Source organism: Methylolobus aquaticus, from assembly GCF_054172105.1.
Genome location: NZ_JBSYXP010000003.1, coordinates 91046 through 106219, shown reverse-complemented (window position 1 = coordinate 106219; position 15174 = coordinate 91046). Strand labels below are relative to the sequence as shown.

Annotated in this window: 12 protein-coding genes; 3 read left to right on the top strand and 9 right to left on the bottom strand. The window is 62.4% G+C overall.

The window, feature by feature from the left end; genetic code table 11:
• The first annotated feature begins 81 nt into the window (after nucleotides 1-81).
• The 3 genes from ACW73L_RS04900 (at nucleotide 82) to ACW73L_RS04890 (ending at nucleotide 3305) form a co-directional block, all read left to right on the top strand.
• Complete coding sequence (locus ACW73L_RS04900) at nucleotides 82-1734, top strand: alpha-keto acid decarboxylase family protein (protein ID WP_498920367.1); 1653 nt, start codon at nucleotides 82-84, stop codon at nucleotides 1732-1734.
• A gap of 140 nt (nucleotides 1735-1874) precedes the next feature.
• Nucleotides 1875-2648 carry an Aq_1264-related membrane protein gene (locus tag ACW73L_RS04895; protein ID WP_498920365.1) on the top strand — a complete coding sequence of 258 codons (774 nt, stop codon included), beginning with the start codon at nucleotides 1875-1877 and terminating at the stop codon, nucleotides 2646-2648.
• A gap of 150 nt (nucleotides 2649-2798) precedes the next feature.
• On the top strand, nucleotides 2799-3305 hold the full coding sequence (locus ACW73L_RS04890; protein WP_498920363.1) for a peroxiredoxin: 507 nt from the start codon (nucleotides 2799-2801) through the stop codon (nucleotides 3303-3305).
• A gap of 52 nt (nucleotides 3306-3357) precedes the next feature.
• Here the strand turns inward: ACW73L_RS04890 and ACW73L_RS04885 are convergent, their stop codons facing one another.
• The 9 genes from ACW73L_RS04885 to ACW73L_RS04845 all read right to left on the bottom strand — a co-directional run bounded on the left by ACW73L_RS04885 (nucleotide 3358) and on the right by ACW73L_RS04845 (nucleotide 15173).
• Nucleotides 3358-4371, bottom strand: coding sequence for a Gfo/Idh/MocA family protein (locus ACW73L_RS04885; RefSeq protein ID WP_498920361.1), 1014 nt, complete (start codon nucleotides 4369-4371; stop codon nucleotides 3358-3360).
• Between the two features lie 142 nt (nucleotides 4372-4513).
• Entirely contained in the window at nucleotides 4514-6418 is a 1905-nt protein-coding gene (locus ACW73L_RS04880) for a thiamine pyrophosphate-binding protein (protein ID WP_498920359.1), read from the bottom strand.
• Nucleotides 6419-6599: 181 nt separating this feature from the next.
• Nucleotides 6600-7604: a transaldolase gene (locus ACW73L_RS04875; RefSeq protein WP_129884380.1), complete on the bottom strand. Its 1005-nt coding sequence runs from the start codon at nucleotides 7602-7604 to the stop codon at nucleotides 6600-6602.
• 333 nt (nucleotides 7605-7937) lie between these two features.
• On the bottom strand, nucleotides 7938-9017 hold the full coding sequence (gene fbaA / locus ACW73L_RS04870; protein ID WP_139556105.1) for a class II fructose-bisphosphate aldolase: 1080 nt from the start codon (nucleotides 9015-9017) through the stop codon (nucleotides 7938-7940).
• A 378-nt stretch (nucleotides 9018-9395) separates the two neighbouring features.
• Nucleotides 9396-11408, bottom strand: a complete 2013-nt coding sequence (gene tkt, locus ACW73L_RS04865) for a transketolase (RefSeq protein WP_498920356.1) — start codon at nucleotides 11406-11408, stop codon at nucleotides 9396-9398.
• Between the two features lie 404 nt (nucleotides 11409-11812).
• A complete protein-coding gene (gene hxlB / locus ACW73L_RS04860; protein ID WP_129884377.1) occupies nucleotides 11813-12346 on the bottom strand; it encodes a 6-phospho-3-hexuloisomerase in 534 nt (177 codons plus the stop codon).
• An 18-nt stretch (nucleotides 12347-12364) separates the two neighbouring features.
• Nucleotides 12365-13006: a 3-hexulose-6-phosphate synthase gene (gene hxlA / locus ACW73L_RS04855; protein ID WP_129884376.1), complete on the bottom strand. Its 642-nt coding sequence runs from the start codon at nucleotides 13004-13006 to the stop codon at nucleotides 12365-12367.
• A gap of 258 nt (nucleotides 13007-13264) precedes the next feature.
• Nucleotides 13265-13984, bottom strand: a complete 720-nt coding sequence (locus tag ACW73L_RS04850; protein WP_498920354.1) for a hypothetical protein — start codon at nucleotides 13982-13984, stop codon at nucleotides 13265-13267.
• 331 nt (nucleotides 13985-14315) lie between these two features.
• Complete coding sequence (locus ACW73L_RS04845) at nucleotides 14316-15173, bottom strand: endonuclease/exonuclease/phosphatase family protein (RefSeq protein WP_498920353.1); 858 nt, start codon at nucleotides 15171-15173, stop codon at nucleotides 14316-14318.
• Between the last annotated feature and the right edge of the window lies 1 nt (nucleotide 15174).

Genomic DNA, 15174 nt, shown 5'->3' with positions numbered 1-15174 from the left:
CCCAAGCCGGGCGCCGGGCCGCTGGCCCTGACCCCGTCGGCACGCGATAATGGACAACATGATCGCTGGGGCACTCATGTCATGTCCGAAGTCGTCACGCTAGGCGACTACCTGCTGCAGGGCTTGCTCCGCGTAGGCATTCGCCATGTGTTCGGCGTTCCGGGAGATTACATCCTCCGCTTCTATCAGCAACTCGACGCAAGCCCGCTCGAGCTCGTCGGGACGACGCGGGAGGACACCGCCGCCTTTGCCGCCGATGGCTACGCGCGCTGCCGCGGGGCCGGCGCGCTGGCCGTGACCTATGGCGTTGGAGCGCTGAGTGTCGTCAATGCGATCGCCGGCGCACATGCCGAGTCGTCGCCGGTCGTCGTGATCAGCGGTGCACCCGGCGTGGTCGAGCAACAGAAGGACCCGCTGATCCACCACCGCTTCGGTCCGTTCAACTTCCAGCGTGAGATCTTTGAGCGCATCACGTGCGCCACGGCGGTGCTGGACGATCCGATGATCGCGTTCCGGCAGATCGACCGCACGTTGGCGGCCGCCCTGCATTATTGTCAGCCGGTGTACATCGAACTGCCTCGCGACAGGGTCGACACGCCGGGTTACCCGATGCCGGCGTCCGACACGCCCGAACAGACGACCGGCGATGCCGGTTCCCTGCGCGAAGCGGTTGAAGAGGCCGTGACGTTGCTGGAGGCAGCCGGGTCGCCCGTGCTGATTGCCGGAGTCGAGCTGCATCGCCGCGGGCTGCAGCCGATCCTGATGCGGCTAGTCGAGCGGGCGCAATTGCCTGTGGCGGCAACGCTGACCGGGAAATCCGTGATCGGCGAGCGTCATCCCCTCTACCTGGGCGTCTACGAAGGTGCGATGGGTGCCGAAGCCACACGGCAGACGGTCGAGCAGGCCGACGTGCAACTGATCCTCGGCATGACGATGAACGATATCGATCTCGGCATCTTCAGTGCGCGGCTGGACCCGCAGCGGATGATCCGCGCCAGTCAGGACGAGGTCGTGATCCGGCACCATCGCTACCCGGGCGTCGCGCTCGGCGACTTTGCCGCCGGACTTGCGGATCGGCTGGCACCGCGTCCTCCGGCCAGGCTGGCGAACCGGGGCGACCGCCCGCTACCGGATTTCCCCAAGTCCGGCGCAGCCATGACGGTCGCGCGCCTGATCGCGCGGCTGAACGATTTCCTGACACCGGAGACCACTGTGGTCTCGGATACCGGCGACTGTCTGTTCGCGGCGCTGGACTTGCGCGTGCACGACAGCGCGGCGTTTCTCGCTTCGGCTTATTACACGACCATGGGTTATGCGATGCCGGCTGCACTCGGCGCGAAAGTGGCGCGGCCCGAATCGCGGGTTCTGGTGCTGGTCGGCGACGGCGCCTTCCAGATGACCGGCACGGAATTGTCGACGATCGCGCGGCTGAAACAGGACACGATTATCATCGTCTTCAACAATCGCGGCTACAGCACCGAGCGCTATATCCTCGACGGGCCGTTCAACGACATCGCCGAGTGGGCTTTCCATCGGCTGAGCGAAGTTTTCGGGCCGCTGCATGGGTATGATGCCGGGTCCGAGGATGAATTCGAAAGCGCGTTGATGAGCGCGGCCTCCGACCGCAGCGGGCCGAGCGTGATCAACGTGCGTCTGGCGCCGGACGATCCGTCGCCGGCGATGCGGCGTCTGGGCGAGCATCTGCGCACCCGCGTCGTTCAACAGCCGCACTGAACACGCCCGTCGATTGGGCACGGGCACGGGCTGGCCCGCAGACGATGTCGGACAACATCACGACTTCACGCCTGCCGCAGGGATCCGGCGAGGATGACTCAACCACCGAATACCTTCACTAGCCTCAGGAGTTCGATCGCATGATACAAGTCACGACCCTGGCAAGACTGCCGCAAGCCTACAAGGTGCTGTTCACCGGATTTCTTTTGGTCATCGGCGTGGGGCTAATGATGGCTGGTGCGCAGATCATGCTGACCCATGGTATGGCGGACGGCAAGCCGGGCCTGTCGCTCAACGATATCGTCTACAGCTATCACGGCAACCGCTCGGGATCGAAACTCGAAAGCATGCTGAATGGGCAGATGAAGGCCATGGCGCCGGATGAAGTCCGATTCGAGATTATCCAGTGGGCCCGTGACGAAGCGCCAGCAGACGAGTGGAACTCGAAGATTCAGCCTCTGTTCCAGAAGCACTGCCTCTCCTGCCACAACGCCGAGTCCGGCCTACCCAACTTCACCGAGCTGGCGGCAGTCAAAAAAGTGGCCGCGGTCGACGAGGGCGCCAGCATCGGTTCACTGACCCGCGTGTCACACATCCACCTGTTCGGTATCGCCTTCATCTTCCTGTTCGTCGGCTGGATCTTCGGGCTCGCCGAGTTCCCGCTGAAGTGGAAGCTCGTGCTGATCTCGACGCCGTTCGCGTTCCTGGTCGTCGACGTGCTGTCGTGGTGGCTGACGAAATACCACCCGGTCTTCGCCTGGCTGACGATGCTCGGCGGTATCGGCTACTCGCTGGCCTCGACGATCATGATCTTCACATCGTTCGCGCAGATGTGGGCACCGCGAGACCTGTGGCCGACGATGTGGACCGGAGTCCCGTCCGAAACTCCAAAGGAAACGACAGAGGAAGCGTAGCGCCGGATCCCCGCGCGGCGGCCCGGTGCCGTCGCGCGGCCACCAGCGTTCGCAAGCGCTTGACAATTTCCTGAGCGCGACGCATGGTTATCGGCCAGTTGCCGGTCAAGCCCGGCCGGATGATCACCTAAACGACCGACAGGAGTTCTCATGACCATCAAAGTTGGCGACAACCTGCCCGAAGGCACCCTCAGCGAATCGACCGAGTTCGATTCGACCACCCACTGCCCGATGAAACCGCAGGCCCTCGCCGTCGGGGATCTGGTCAAGGGTAAGACCATCGTGCTGTTCGGCGTGCCGGGTGCCTTTACACCGCTGTGCTCGGCCCAGCACCTGCCGGGCTTCATCGCCCTTTCCGATCAGTTCAAGGCCAAGGGCGTCGATGAGATCTGGTGCATGGCCGTCAACGACGGCTTCGTGATGGCGTCCTGGGGACGGGAGCAAAAGGCCGACGGCAAGGTACGCATGATGGCTGACGGCAGCGCCCACTACGCGAAGGCACTCGGGGTGGAGCTTGATCTGACCGAAAAGGGCATGGGCATGCGCTGCCAGCGTTTCGCGCTGGTCGCCAAGGACGGTGTCGTCACCTACGTCGGCGTGGAAGCCCCCGGCAAGTTCGAAGTCTCGAACGCCGAGACCGTGTTGGCGCAAGTCTGAATCGACCGGGGCGGCCTGGCGCCGCCCCGTTCTCACGTTCTCACGAATCCGGTCAGGCGAGTTCGACCGTCCGCTTCTCGGCGGCGGAGCGCATCGCCGCATTGATCGCCGCACAGTTCAGCTTGGCATCGGCGAGCGACAGCGCCGGCGGCTTACCGTTTAACACGCAGTCGCTGAAGTGTTCGATCTCCAGCCGGAAATGATTCGCCGGCGGCATTTGCTCGGTCACCTCCCAACCGTCCTCGGTCCACCAGGAAATCACCGGCACATCGCCGGGGAGCTGCCAGACCGTGTGGCATTTGAGGCCGCCCTTGGTGCCGATCACCTCGTATTCCGACCGGCGCGCCCGTTCGAAGCTGAAATCGAACAGCAGATGGCGGCCGTGGCCGTAATCCAGAACACCGCTGGTCGTGATGTCAGCACCGCTCTCGACATAGCGGGCGATGGCCGTCGCAGCCTTCGGAGCGCCGTCGAAAAACAGCCGACCCGAGTGGATCGCGTAGCAACCGATGTCCCACATCGCGCCGCCCCCGCGCGCCACGGGCTCGACGAGGCGGTACATACGTGCCGGCCGCATCGTGAACGAATAGGTCGCCCGCACCGTTCGCACCTCGCCGATCCGACCGGAGGCCAGGATTTCCAGCACCCGCGCATGTTGCGGATGGAAACGGTACATGAAGCCTTCCATGACCGTGACCTTTTGCTTCTGCGCGGCCGCTTCGATCGCGTCGATGTCAGCGACCGTCAGCGCCATCGGTTTCTCGCACAATACGTGCTTCCCGCGTGCGATGGCCTTCAACGCCCATTCGGCATGCTCGTGATTCGCCATCGGCAGGTAGACGGCCTGGACCCGTGCATCGTCCAGCAGCGGCTCCAGTGCATCGTAGGTCGCGACACCGGACTGCTGCGGTGCGTATTTCGCAAGCGTGTCAGCTGAAGCGCCGGGACGCCGGCTGGCGATCGCGACGAGTTCGGCGTTGGATGCCTCGACAATAGCCGGTAACAGGCGCTCGTTGACGCGCGCGGCGCCGAGGATGCCCCAACGGAGTTTGGCTTGATCGGTCATGCTCGCTCCTGGCGTGTTCGCGGTGAATCGGAGCGCTGGCCGCACGGCAGCGGCACCGGAGGGAAAGGGGCCCGCCGCACTCGGCGTCACCCCGAAAACAGGGGCCGCGAGACGCTGGCAAGCGCCCCGCGGCCTAGGGTCGTTAAGCGACCAGCGACTTCACTTTCTTCATGATGCCAACAGGGTCGATACCCTGGTGCGGGAACTGTTCCCACAGACCGCCGCAGCCTTCCTCATGCGTGCCGAGGTAGGCGAACTTCGGCGTCAAACCGCGCTCCAGCAGCCAGGAACCGAAACGGCTGCCCAGGCCGGTCTTGCGGTTGAAGGCCTCGACGACCATCACGAACGGAGCCTTGCCGACCTTCGCGAGCATATCCTCATCGATGACATTCAGCGTCGGCTTCGCGATCAGGCCGACATCGATGCCTTCGGCCTTCAGGCGCTCGACCGCATCCAGCGCACGGTATAGCGACTCGCCATAGCTGACGATGTAGCCGGCCGTGCCCTCGCGGATGACCTCGTCCTTCCCCGGCACGAATTTGTAGCCGGCGCCGTAGAAGTCGTTGCCCTTTTCGTCCAGGATGTTCGGCGTCTTCGAACGGGTCGAGAAGATGAAACGCAGACCCGGGTTATGGAACACCGATTCGACGACGGCCTTCATCTGCGCGGCATCGGCCGGGAAGTACAGCTTGGTGTCGTAGCCGTCTTCCAGCCCATTGTCGGCGAACATGTTGTTGATCCCGAAATGGCAGGTGTTGTCCGCCATGTCGTCGATGCCGGAATGCGAGAAGTGGCACAACACGTTGCACTTGTTCAGGCGCGCCATCGTGATCTCGGAGATGATCATCTCCAGGAACGCGCTGAAGGTGCCGAAGATGCCCTGCTTGCCCGGCTCCATGCCGAAGCCGGCGGCCGCGGCGAAATTGGCGCGTTCCATGATGCCGGACGGCACGAAGATGTCCGGATAGGCATCGTGGATCTTCTTCAGACCGCAGGAACCTTCCAGGTCGCTGTCGATGACGACGACCTTTTCCTTGCGCTCGGCTTCGCTCATCTTGCCCAGCACCGACACGACCGCGTCGCCGAAGACGTTGCGGTTGGCATCGGAATTCTTGCCGGAGCCCTGGTAGACGTAGGTGTCCTTGGGCTTCTCGATGTTCTTCAGGAAGTTCACGGCATCGGTATGTCCGCGCTTCTCGAGGTAAGCGATGGCCTTTTCGACCGAGATCACGTCGTGACCGTGGGTCGAGCCTTCGAGTCCGTCGATACCGGCGCACATCTTCCGCTTGTTGACGACGGCGAACGGGCCGGGGGCCACTGCCGCTTCGCACATCCGCCAGTAAAGCGATTCGAGGTCTTCGCCATCGCCTTCCGTGACCGTCAGGCCGTGAGCGGCCAGCGTCGCGGTTACGTTGTAGCCTTGCAGATAATGCGACGGATGGCCGGCGATCGTGACGTCGTTATCGTCGATGATGAGCTTGACGTTCAGGCGACGGGCGACCGCGATACGGGCGGCTTCGGCGTCGTTGCCCTCCTGCTGCGAGCCGTCGGAACCCAGGCAGAACACGATCTTGTCCGGGTTGGCCATGGCCACGCCGTTGACGTGCGGCCACATGTGGCCGAGCCGGCCCGAGCTGAACATGACGCCAGGCGTCAGGCCGAGTTCCGGATGGCCAGGCAGTTTGGAGTGCGCGGCGCGGTAGTTGGTCAGATGCTCGAACGGCATGTGCCCGTAGAGCGCAGACATCAGGTATTGCGTCGCCACGCGGTGGCCGGCTTCGTCGAAGAAGATCGGCACGAACTTGTTCGGGCTACCGCGGAAGAAGGCATCCATGATCATCACTTCCGGCACCGTGTCATACGGTCCGCCAGTGTGTCCGCCCACGCCGCGCGCGGCGCCGGTTGCGGTGAAGAAGACGATCGCATCGCGGCAGAACTGAATGTTGTTCGCGAGCGTTTCGCGCTGCGCGGCGCTCAGCTTCGGGTTGGCCGGATCCAGTTCCAGGGGCTTGAATGCGGCGGGATCGATCGGAAACTTGACTGTCATATTGGCTATCCTTGAGAAGTTTGGCGAATCGGAAAAATAGGACCGTCGCGGCGACGGCAGAACATCTGTACGGCGGGGTCGGGGACGAACCCACCGACCTGCGAAATTTCTCGTCGCCGGAAACGAAACAGGCTTCGCGAACGAAGCCTGTTTCGAGCGGTCCTGCGCTAGGCGGGTCTTATCAGGCGGCCGCGCCGACCGCTACACCGCTTTCGAGCTGAGCCAGACGGTTGGCCAGCAGCGCCTCGAGTGTTTCGAGGGCCTTCGCGAAACCGTCGATGCCTTCGCTGAGCTTGTCGGTCGCCATCCGGTCGGCCGCGTGCATCGCGTCGAAGGTTGCCTTGTCGACCGTGATCTTCGTGATGTCCATCGTTGCCGCATTGGCCGGATCGAGCTTGCGCACCAAGGTGCCCTCGGTTGCTTCGAGTTCCTTCAACAGGCCCGGCGAAATGGTCAGCAGGTCGCTGCCGGCCAGTTCGGTGATTTCACCGATGTTACGGAAGCTCGCGCCCATGACTTCGGTCTTGTAGCCGAACTTCTTGTAGTAGTTGTAAATGGTCGTCACCGACAGCACGCCCGGATCTTCGGCCGGCGCGTAGTCCTTGCCGGTGTCCTTCTTGTACCAGTCCAGGATGCGGCCGACGAACGGCGAGATCAGCGTGATGCCGGCCTCGGCGCAGGCGATGGCCTGATGCAGACCGAACAGCAGCGTCAGATTGCAATGGATGCCTTCCTTCTCGAGGATCTCGGCGGCACGAATACCTTCCCAGGTGGCCGCGATCTTGATCAGGACGCGCTTGCGGTCAATCCCCGCCTTCTCGTACTCCGAGATCAGGAAGTGTGCCTTCTTGACGGTGCCTTCGGTGTCATAGGACAGGCGCGCATCGACTTCGGTCGAGACACGGCCCGGGACGATGTCCAGGATCTTCTTGCCGAAGGAGACGGCCAGACGATCAAATGCCAGTGACAGGATCGCAGCCTTCGAAGCGGACTCGCCGGCATCTTTCTTGGCCTGCAGCAGCGTCTCGTCGACGATGACCTGGTATTCCGGCATCTGGGCCGCCGCGGTGATCAGGCTGGGGTTGGTCGTGGTGTCCTGGGGCTTGAATTTTTCAATGGACGCCAGGTCGCCGGTATCGGCTACCACTACCGTCATCTTGCGCAGTTGTTCCAGTAAGTTCGCCATAGTGTGTTACCTCGATTGGATGATGATCCTGCGGATGGTCGTCGTAGACCGATTCGATCCGGCTCGCAGCGAGCCGATCGGTTGGCAGCCTCGGGATTCTACCGCAACTTTTTCGCCGATGGGAGATGCCCGAACGGGATCCCCGCGCCGTTGCAAATACCGCTCGGCCAAAACTGATTCCGCACCACCAAACAGTGGCTTGCGGCGCAGTGCGAAGCCGGGGACCACCCCATAACTCCGCTTTCGATGGCGCCGTACACGGGTTCGGACCGCCCGCGCAAACGAAAAGGCCGATGCGAGTGCATCGGCCTCTCCGGAGACGAAAGCTCAGCCCTAGAGCGAGTTCGTCGCGTTCAGATCGGCAAAGGCCTGTTCCAGGCGGGTGACCATGCTGACCTGGGCGGCGCGGACCCACACGCGCGGGTCGTAGAATTTCTTGTTCGGCTTGTCGTCCCCTTCCGGGTTACCGATCTGACCCTGCAGATAGCCCTCGTTCTTGATGTAGAACTGACGGATGCCGTCCCAGTACGCCCACTGCGTGTCGGTGTCGATGTTCATCTTGATGACACCGTAGCTGATGGACTCCGCGATTTCCTCAGGGCTGGAGCCGGAGCCGCCGTGGAACACGAAGTTCAGGGTGTTCGCCGGCACGCTGAACTTCTCGGACACATAGGCCTGGGAGTCGCGCAGGATGGTCGGGGTCAGCTTCACGTTGCCCGGCTTGTAGACACCGTGCACGTTGCCGAACGACGCGGCGATCGTGAAGCGGTGGCTGATCTTGCTCAGGTGGGTGTAGGCGTAGGCCACGTCTTCCGGCTGGGTGTACAGCATCGAGTGGTCCAGACCGCTGTTGTCGACACCGTCTTCCTCACCGCCGGTCACACCGAGTTCGATCTCCAGCGTCATGCCCATCTTCGACATGCGCTCCAGGTACTTGCCGCAGATCTCGATGTTTTCCTTCAGGCTCTCTTCCGAGAGATCGAGCATATGCGAGCTGAACAGCGGCTTGCCAGTGCGCTCATAGTGCTCCTCGCCGGCATCCAGCAGGCCGTCGATCCACGGCAACAGCTTCTTCGCGGCATGATCGGTATGAACGATGACGGGCACACCATAGTGCTCGGCCATCAGATGCACGTGACGTGCGCCCGAGATCGCGCCGAGGATGTTGGACTGCTGACCGTCGAGCTTCAGACCCTTGCCGGCAACGAACTGCGCGCCGCCGTTGGAAAACTGGATGATGACGGGCGACTTGACCTTCGCCGCCGCCTCCAGCACCGCATTGATCGAATCGGTGCTGATGACGTTAACTGCCGGCAGGGCCATCTTGTTGGCCTTGCAGGCTGCGAAGACTTTCTGTACGTCCTCACCGGTAACGACGCCAGGCTTAACGATGTCTGAGATTTTCTGTGCCATATCACTCATCCTGTTGCGGCATGCCTAACGCACACCCAAAGTTGCCAGAGGAGAAATCGCAACGTGCGGGACTGCGCTCGCACGGAACGGTCGAACTGCACCTCGCTGAGGTTAGCGATTACCGAAACGAGGACCGGGGCTCAACCCTGCCGCAAGGCGGCAGGCTGAGGACCGGGCCACTCCTTCGTGGCGGCCGCAGGTGCAGGGCCGCGCGCGATTACCCGGCCATGTGCGACCGGGGTGCCGAGGGGACGAGACGGAGCCCCGTTCCCCAGCCGGGAAGTCTCCCTTCAGGAAAGCCCTGGTTTATTCAGGGCTTCCCGCGATGCAGGGAAATATCGCCAAAACCAAGCCAGTACGGCTTGTGTTCGGAGTTCCTTAGAGTACCGCTTCGACGTGCTTGACCACGTTCTCCGCAGTGAACCCAAACTCCTTGAACAGCAGGCCCGCCGGCGCCGACTCGCCGAAGCGGTCCAGACCGAGGACCTTGCCGGCGCTGCCGACATACTTCCACCAGCCGTCGGTGACACCCGCCTCGACTGCCACGCGCTTCGTAACGGACGGCGGCAGCACGGAATCGCGATAGGCCTGATCCTGAGCGTCGAAGACGTTGGTCGACGGCATCGAAACGACGCGGATCTTCTTGCCTTTGCCGCTCAGTTCCTCGGCCGCCTTGACAGCGATTTCGACTTCCGAACCAGTCGCGATGATGATCGCATCCGGCGTGCCGGCGCAGTCACGGAGCACGTAGCCACCGCGCGAGATTGCCTTGATCTGCTCGGGGGTGCGGCTCATGTGAGGCAGGTTCTGCCGCGAGAAGATCAGCGTCGACGGACCTTCAGTGCGCTCGATGCCTTCCTTCCAGCAGACGGCGGACTCGACCGCATCGCACGGACGCCAGACGTGCATGTTGGGGATCATGCGCAGGGTCGCGGTCTGTTCCACCGGCTGATGCGTCGGGCCGTCTTCGCCCAGACCGATCGAGTCATGGGTATAGACGAAGAGCGTCGGCGCCTTCATCAGGGCCGCCATGCGCAGGGCGTTACGGGCATACTCGGAGAACATCAGGAAGGTCGCGCCATACGGCTTGAAGCCGCCGTGCAGCGTAATGCCATTCATGATGGCCGACATGCCGAACTCACGCACGCCGTAGTAGACGTAGTTGCCGTTGTGGCCTTCGGCGTTCACGTCCTTGCATCCCGACCACAAGGTAAGGTTGGAACCCGCCAGGTCAGCCGAACCGCCCAACAATTCCGGCAACAACGGGCCATAGCCATTCAGGGTGTTCTGGGAGGCCTTGCGGCTGGCGATGGTCTCGGCCTTTTCGTTGACCTTGGCGATGAACGCAGCGGACTTCTCGGCCCAGTCGCTCGGCAATTCGCCGGCCATGCGGCGCTCGAACTCGGCAGCCAGCTCCGGGAACGCGCTGCGATAGTTCTCGAAACGGTCGTTCCAGTCGCCTTCGGCCTTGGCACCGCACTCCTTCGCATCCCAGCCTTCGTAGATTTCTTCCGGAATCACGAACGGGGCATGCGGCCAGCCGATGGTTTCGCGGACCAACGCCACTTCGTCGTTGCCCAGCGCCGCGCCGTGGCATTCTTCCTTGCCCTGCTTGTTCGGGGAACCCCAGCCGATGATCGTCTGGCAGCAGATGATCGACGGGCGGTCGGTGACCGAGCGAGCCTCTTCGATAGCCTTCTTGACGGCTTCGGGATCGTGACCGTCAACCTTCGGAATCACATGCCAGCCGTAGGCCGCAAAGCGCTTCGGCGTGTCGTCCATGAACCAGCCCGGCGTCCCGCCATGGCCACGAACCTCACCGTCGATCGAGATGTTGTTATCGTCGTAGAAGGCGATCAGCTTGCCGAGCTTCATCGAACCGGCCAGCGAACACGCTTCATGGGAGATGCCTTCCATCAGGCAGCCATCACCCAGGAACGCATAGGTGTAATGGTCGACGATCTTGTGTCCGGGACGGTTGAACTGCCCGGCCAGAGTGCGCTCCGCGATGGCGAATCCGACAGCATTCGTGATGCCCTGACCCAGCGGACCGGTGGTGGTCTCGACGCCGGGCGCGTAACCGTACTCCGGATGACCCGGAGTCTTGGAATGCAGCTGACGGAAGTTGGCGAGTTCTTCAACCGGCAAGGCGTAGCCGGTCAGGTGCAACAAGGAGTACAGCAACATCGAGCCATGGCCGTTCGACAGCACGAACCGGTCGCGATCCGGCCACTTCGGGTTGGCGGGGTTGTGGCGCAGGTAATCGTTCCACAACACCTCGGCGATGTCCGCCATTCCCATCGGAGCGCCCGGATGACCGGAGTTCGCTTTCTGGACCGCATCCATGCTCAGGGCGCGGATGGCGTTGGCTAGTTCTCGGCGCGAAGGCATGTTCTTCTCCTTAGTTGTTTGATGAACAAAAATCGCTTTATTATCATCAGCCCGACAGCCAAAGTCACGCGCTTGCCGAGGCCGGGAGGCCGACGTACTGAGCGTCCCTCCGCGAGCGCAACGTTATAGCGGGAAACGGGGGCGTCGAACAGTCAGTGTTTCTTGGGTGAATCATAAGGTCGGGCAATCTGCGAGGCGCTGCGGGATTCCGACCGGACTCTGTATTGGCCCATGGACGCGCAAAAGAAAGCCACTTCCTTCATACACTTGAACGGCTAAGGCCCTTCCCGTCGGCAACCGTGTTACCGCCCGGGAAGGGCCTTAGGTCACTGGCGGCCGAGTCGAGACCCTGGGGTATCGAACTCGGCCGCCACCAACTGGATCGGGGCATACCCCGGATACGATTACTCCAGATTGGCGTGACGGGTCCTCATCTCTTCTTCCGGAATGCCCTTCTCGTGGATGATGTGGGCGATGGTCGCCTCCAGGAACATCAACGTCGACAGTTCGAACGTCGTGCCCATGGGCATGCCCACAACCTTCCCGTACTGCTCCGGCGAACCGATGCGGATCACCATGTCGGCCATGTCGCCGATCGTCGAACTGGTCTTGGTCGAGATCAGCCCGATGTAGGCTCCCAGTTCCTTGGCCCGCTTCGTGAAGGCGATCATCGTTTCGGTCTCGCCCGAGCCCGAAATCACGATCAGCAGATCACCCTTGCGCAGGCTGGGCGTCACGATTTCCCCAACGACGTAGACGTCGTACCCGCCATGCATCAGTCGCATGGCAAAGAATTTCGCGATCAACCCAGACCGGCCGGCACCGGCAACGAAGATGCGGGACGCTTTGTCCAGCAGTTCCGTAAGCTTTTCATCATAGGTCGAATCGGTAGCCTCAAGGATACCGGAAATCTTATCTATGATAAGTTGCTGATGCATATGAAGTCCTGGTAGAGATTAAACAGCGCTGGCGAGTTCGAAGATCTCGCGGGCAGCGTCGGCCGGGGACGGCGCACCGTAGATGGCCGCACCGACCACGACGATGTTGGCACCCGCCTTGGCAACCTGCTGAACCGTCGACTGCTTGATGCCGCCGGCAACCGAGACGCGAACCGGCAGACCCAGCTTCGTGATCGCCTGGAGATCGGCGAACGGCGTCTGGCCAGCAGCCTGAGCGTCGAGACCGGTGTGAACGCCGATGATCTGTGCGCCCATCTTGGCGGACTCGCGTGCGCAGCCAACCTTGTCGGGAACATTGATCAGGTCGACCTGAACTTCAGCGCCATGAGCGTTGGCCGCCTTGATCACACCAGCGATCGTCGGCAGACCCGAGACGCCCAGCACGGTGCAGATGTCTGCGCCAGCGGCATAGAACGGGGTAGCTTCGTATTCGCCGGCATCCATCGTCTTGAGGTCGACCAGCAGCAGCTTGTTCGGGAAGCGGCGCTTCAATTCCTTGACGAGCGGGACCCCATTGTGCTTGATGCAAGGCGTGCCGATTTCGAAGATGTCAACGTACGGGGCTGCGAGCTGAGCCAGCTTCAGCGTTTGGTTGACATCCAGGGAATCCAGCGCCAATTGAATCAGTGGTCGTGCCATTGTATTTTCTCCGATGTTTTATCGTTGGTTAATGGGGTGGCCGGTTGCTGCGAGTGCAAGCAGTGGCTAAATGCACTGTTTCTCAACTGTACAGAACAAAGAACAAAGCTGTCAACGCACGCCGCTCGGCTCGATCTGCGGAACACACCTTAGGAAGACCTGGCGGCTCAGCGTAGCGGCCGACTGCGAACAAAGTGGCCGCAAGCTCATTGAACGGCATCGAGCCGGGCATCGTGCGCAACGTCTTGGGGAAGCGAACTATCCCACCTTCTTCAGATACTTCGCAACTCCGGTCTCCGCAGCGCCCGCGGAAGACGAGGACGCGGGTAGGCTCTTCAGATACTTGGCAACGCCGGTTTCCGCAGCGGCGGATGCGGCACCCTGGATGCCCTTCAGGTATTTGCTGACACCGGTTTCAACGGTCACACCCAAGGTGCTGCGCAAGTAACTTGCCACGCCGGTTTCACCCGCCAGTCGTCCAGCGGGAGCCACTGCCGCGGGGGCGGACGCCGCCGGAGCACCTTCCCCTGCGCCCGAGCGCTTTTTCCAGAAGAACAGCCCGGCCAGCGCGAGCACGCCGATACCGATCAGAGGGGCGTTCTCCGACAGGGGATTGCCAGCCTTTTCAGTCGCGGGTGCCGACTTTGCCGCCGCCGCAGACGAGGTGCTTGCGGACGAGGACGCGCTTGAAACCGTGGCCGGACCCGTCGCCTTCTTGATCGCCTCGGCATCACGGTAGAGCACCTCCGGCTCGAAACCAGCCGGATACTTCGTGCTGTCTGCCTTCGCTGCCGGTGCTGCTGCAGCCGGGGCGGGAGCCGGCGCTGCCTTCGTGGCGCCTCCGGACTTCTCGATGTAGTCGCTGTCCTGATAGATCACCTCCGGCTCGAAACCAGGAGGATAGGTCGTGGCGCCCGCCATGGTGCTCCCCAAAGCGGAGGCTGCAAGCAAACTGGCTATTAAGTTCTTGTTTTGCACTTCGTTCCCCTCTCGGTCGGAATAGTTGGATTAGGGCACAGCCCATCAATAGGCCGTACTGGCCGGCACCGCGGGCAGTATAAGGGCTCGTTCTGGTAAAAGGAATATATCCGCGGCGCCGACAATCGGGACCTTCGGGAGCTTCGCCGGAACCCGGGCGGGAAGAATTCCCCGCCGCGCCCGGAACCGCGAGAACCCGCACGGCAAGCCTTCCACCAGGGGAGAGAACCCTTGAAACAGAGGCGCTGCCCGCTCCGCGAGCCGCCCGGCCAGACCCATCCGCCCCCACCGAACCATAAAGAGGTCATCCGCGGCCGGACGGCGGCGGCCTTCAGACGTTGAGCGCTAGGCCATCGGGCAACCGCACGTCCATCGCGATCGGAAGATGGTCGGAACACGGGAAATTGAGCACCCGGACATGTTCGGTCCGCAGGCTCGGCGTGACCAGGATGTGATCGAGCATCTTGTCCGGATGCCAGCTCGGGAAGGTTTTCAGGTCACACATCGGATCGCACAGATGCGTGGACTCGGCCAGCAGGCGCAGTTCGGGCGAACCGGGCTCGCAGTTCAGATCGCCCATCAGGATCACGTTCGGAAAGTGGCTGATCAGCTCACTGACGAAGCGGACCTGCCGCAATCGCGCCCGACGGCTCAGCGCGAGATGCAGCACGCAGACATAGAGCGCCTGCTTGGAAGGCTTGCCGAAGCGCGCGACCACGGCGCCGCGACCCGGCAGCCCGGGCAGCTTGTAGTCGTGGACCTCGTCGGGACGCAGGCGGCTCAACAGGCCATTGCTGTGCAGCGCGATGTTTCCGAAACGGCGGTTAACCTGATTGTGCCAGTGCGCGAACCCGCCATGTTCGGCCAGGTACTGCGTCTGGACGATATGGTGGCTGCGCGCACCGCCCCCGTCGACTTCCTGCAGCCCAACGATATCGAAAGGCTTCAGGATTTGGGCGATCCGGTTCAGGTTCGGCAGCCGCTTGGTCGACGGCCAGATGTGGCGCCAGCTACCCGTGATGTAATCGCGATAACTGCTGGTGCTGATGCCGGTCTGGATATTGAAGCTGGCGACCTGCAGCACCCGCGGCCGGGAACTGCCGCTCACGTGCGCCAGAGACGCGTAGCCGGGATAGCCACTGGACGGCGGCTCGACCAGGAACGAGGCATCCCCTTCCTTCAGGGTCACT

Coding starts and splice junctions, on each gene's coding strand:
- ACW73L_RS04900 (WP_498920367.1), top strand. CDS start 82: ATGTCCGAAGTCGTCACGCTAGGCGACTACCTGCTGCAGGGCTTGCTC.
- ACW73L_RS04895 (WP_498920365.1), top strand. CDS start 1,875: ATGATACAAGTCACGACCCTGGCAAGACTGCCGCAAGCCTACAAGGTG.
- ACW73L_RS04890 (WP_498920363.1), top strand. CDS start 2,799: ATGACCATCAAAGTTGGCGACAACCTGCCCGAAGGCACCCTCAGCGAA.
- ACW73L_RS04885 (WP_498920361.1), bottom strand. CDS start 4,371: ATGACCGATCAAGCCAAACTCCGTTGGGGCATCCTCGGCGCCGCGCGC.
- ACW73L_RS04880 (WP_498920359.1), bottom strand. CDS start 6,418: ATGACAGTCAAGTTTCCGATCGATCCCGCCGCATTCAAGCCCCTGGAA.
- ACW73L_RS04875 (WP_129884380.1), bottom strand. CDS start 7,604: ATGGCGAACTTACTGGAACAACTGCGCAAGATGACGGTAGTGGTAGCC.
- fbaA (WP_139556105.1), bottom strand. CDS start 9,017: ATGGCACAGAAAATCTCAGACATCGTTAAGCCTGGCGTCGTTACCGGT.
- tkt (WP_498920356.1), bottom strand. CDS start 11,408: ATGCCTTCGCGCCGAGAACTAGCCAACGCCATCCGCGCCCTGAGCATG.
- hxlB (WP_129884377.1), bottom strand. CDS start 12,346: ATGCATCAGCAACTTATCATAGATAAGATTTCCGGTATCCTTGAGGCT.
- hxlA (WP_129884376.1), bottom strand. CDS start 13,006: ATGGCACGACCACTGATTCAATTGGCGCTGGATTCCCTGGATGTCAAC.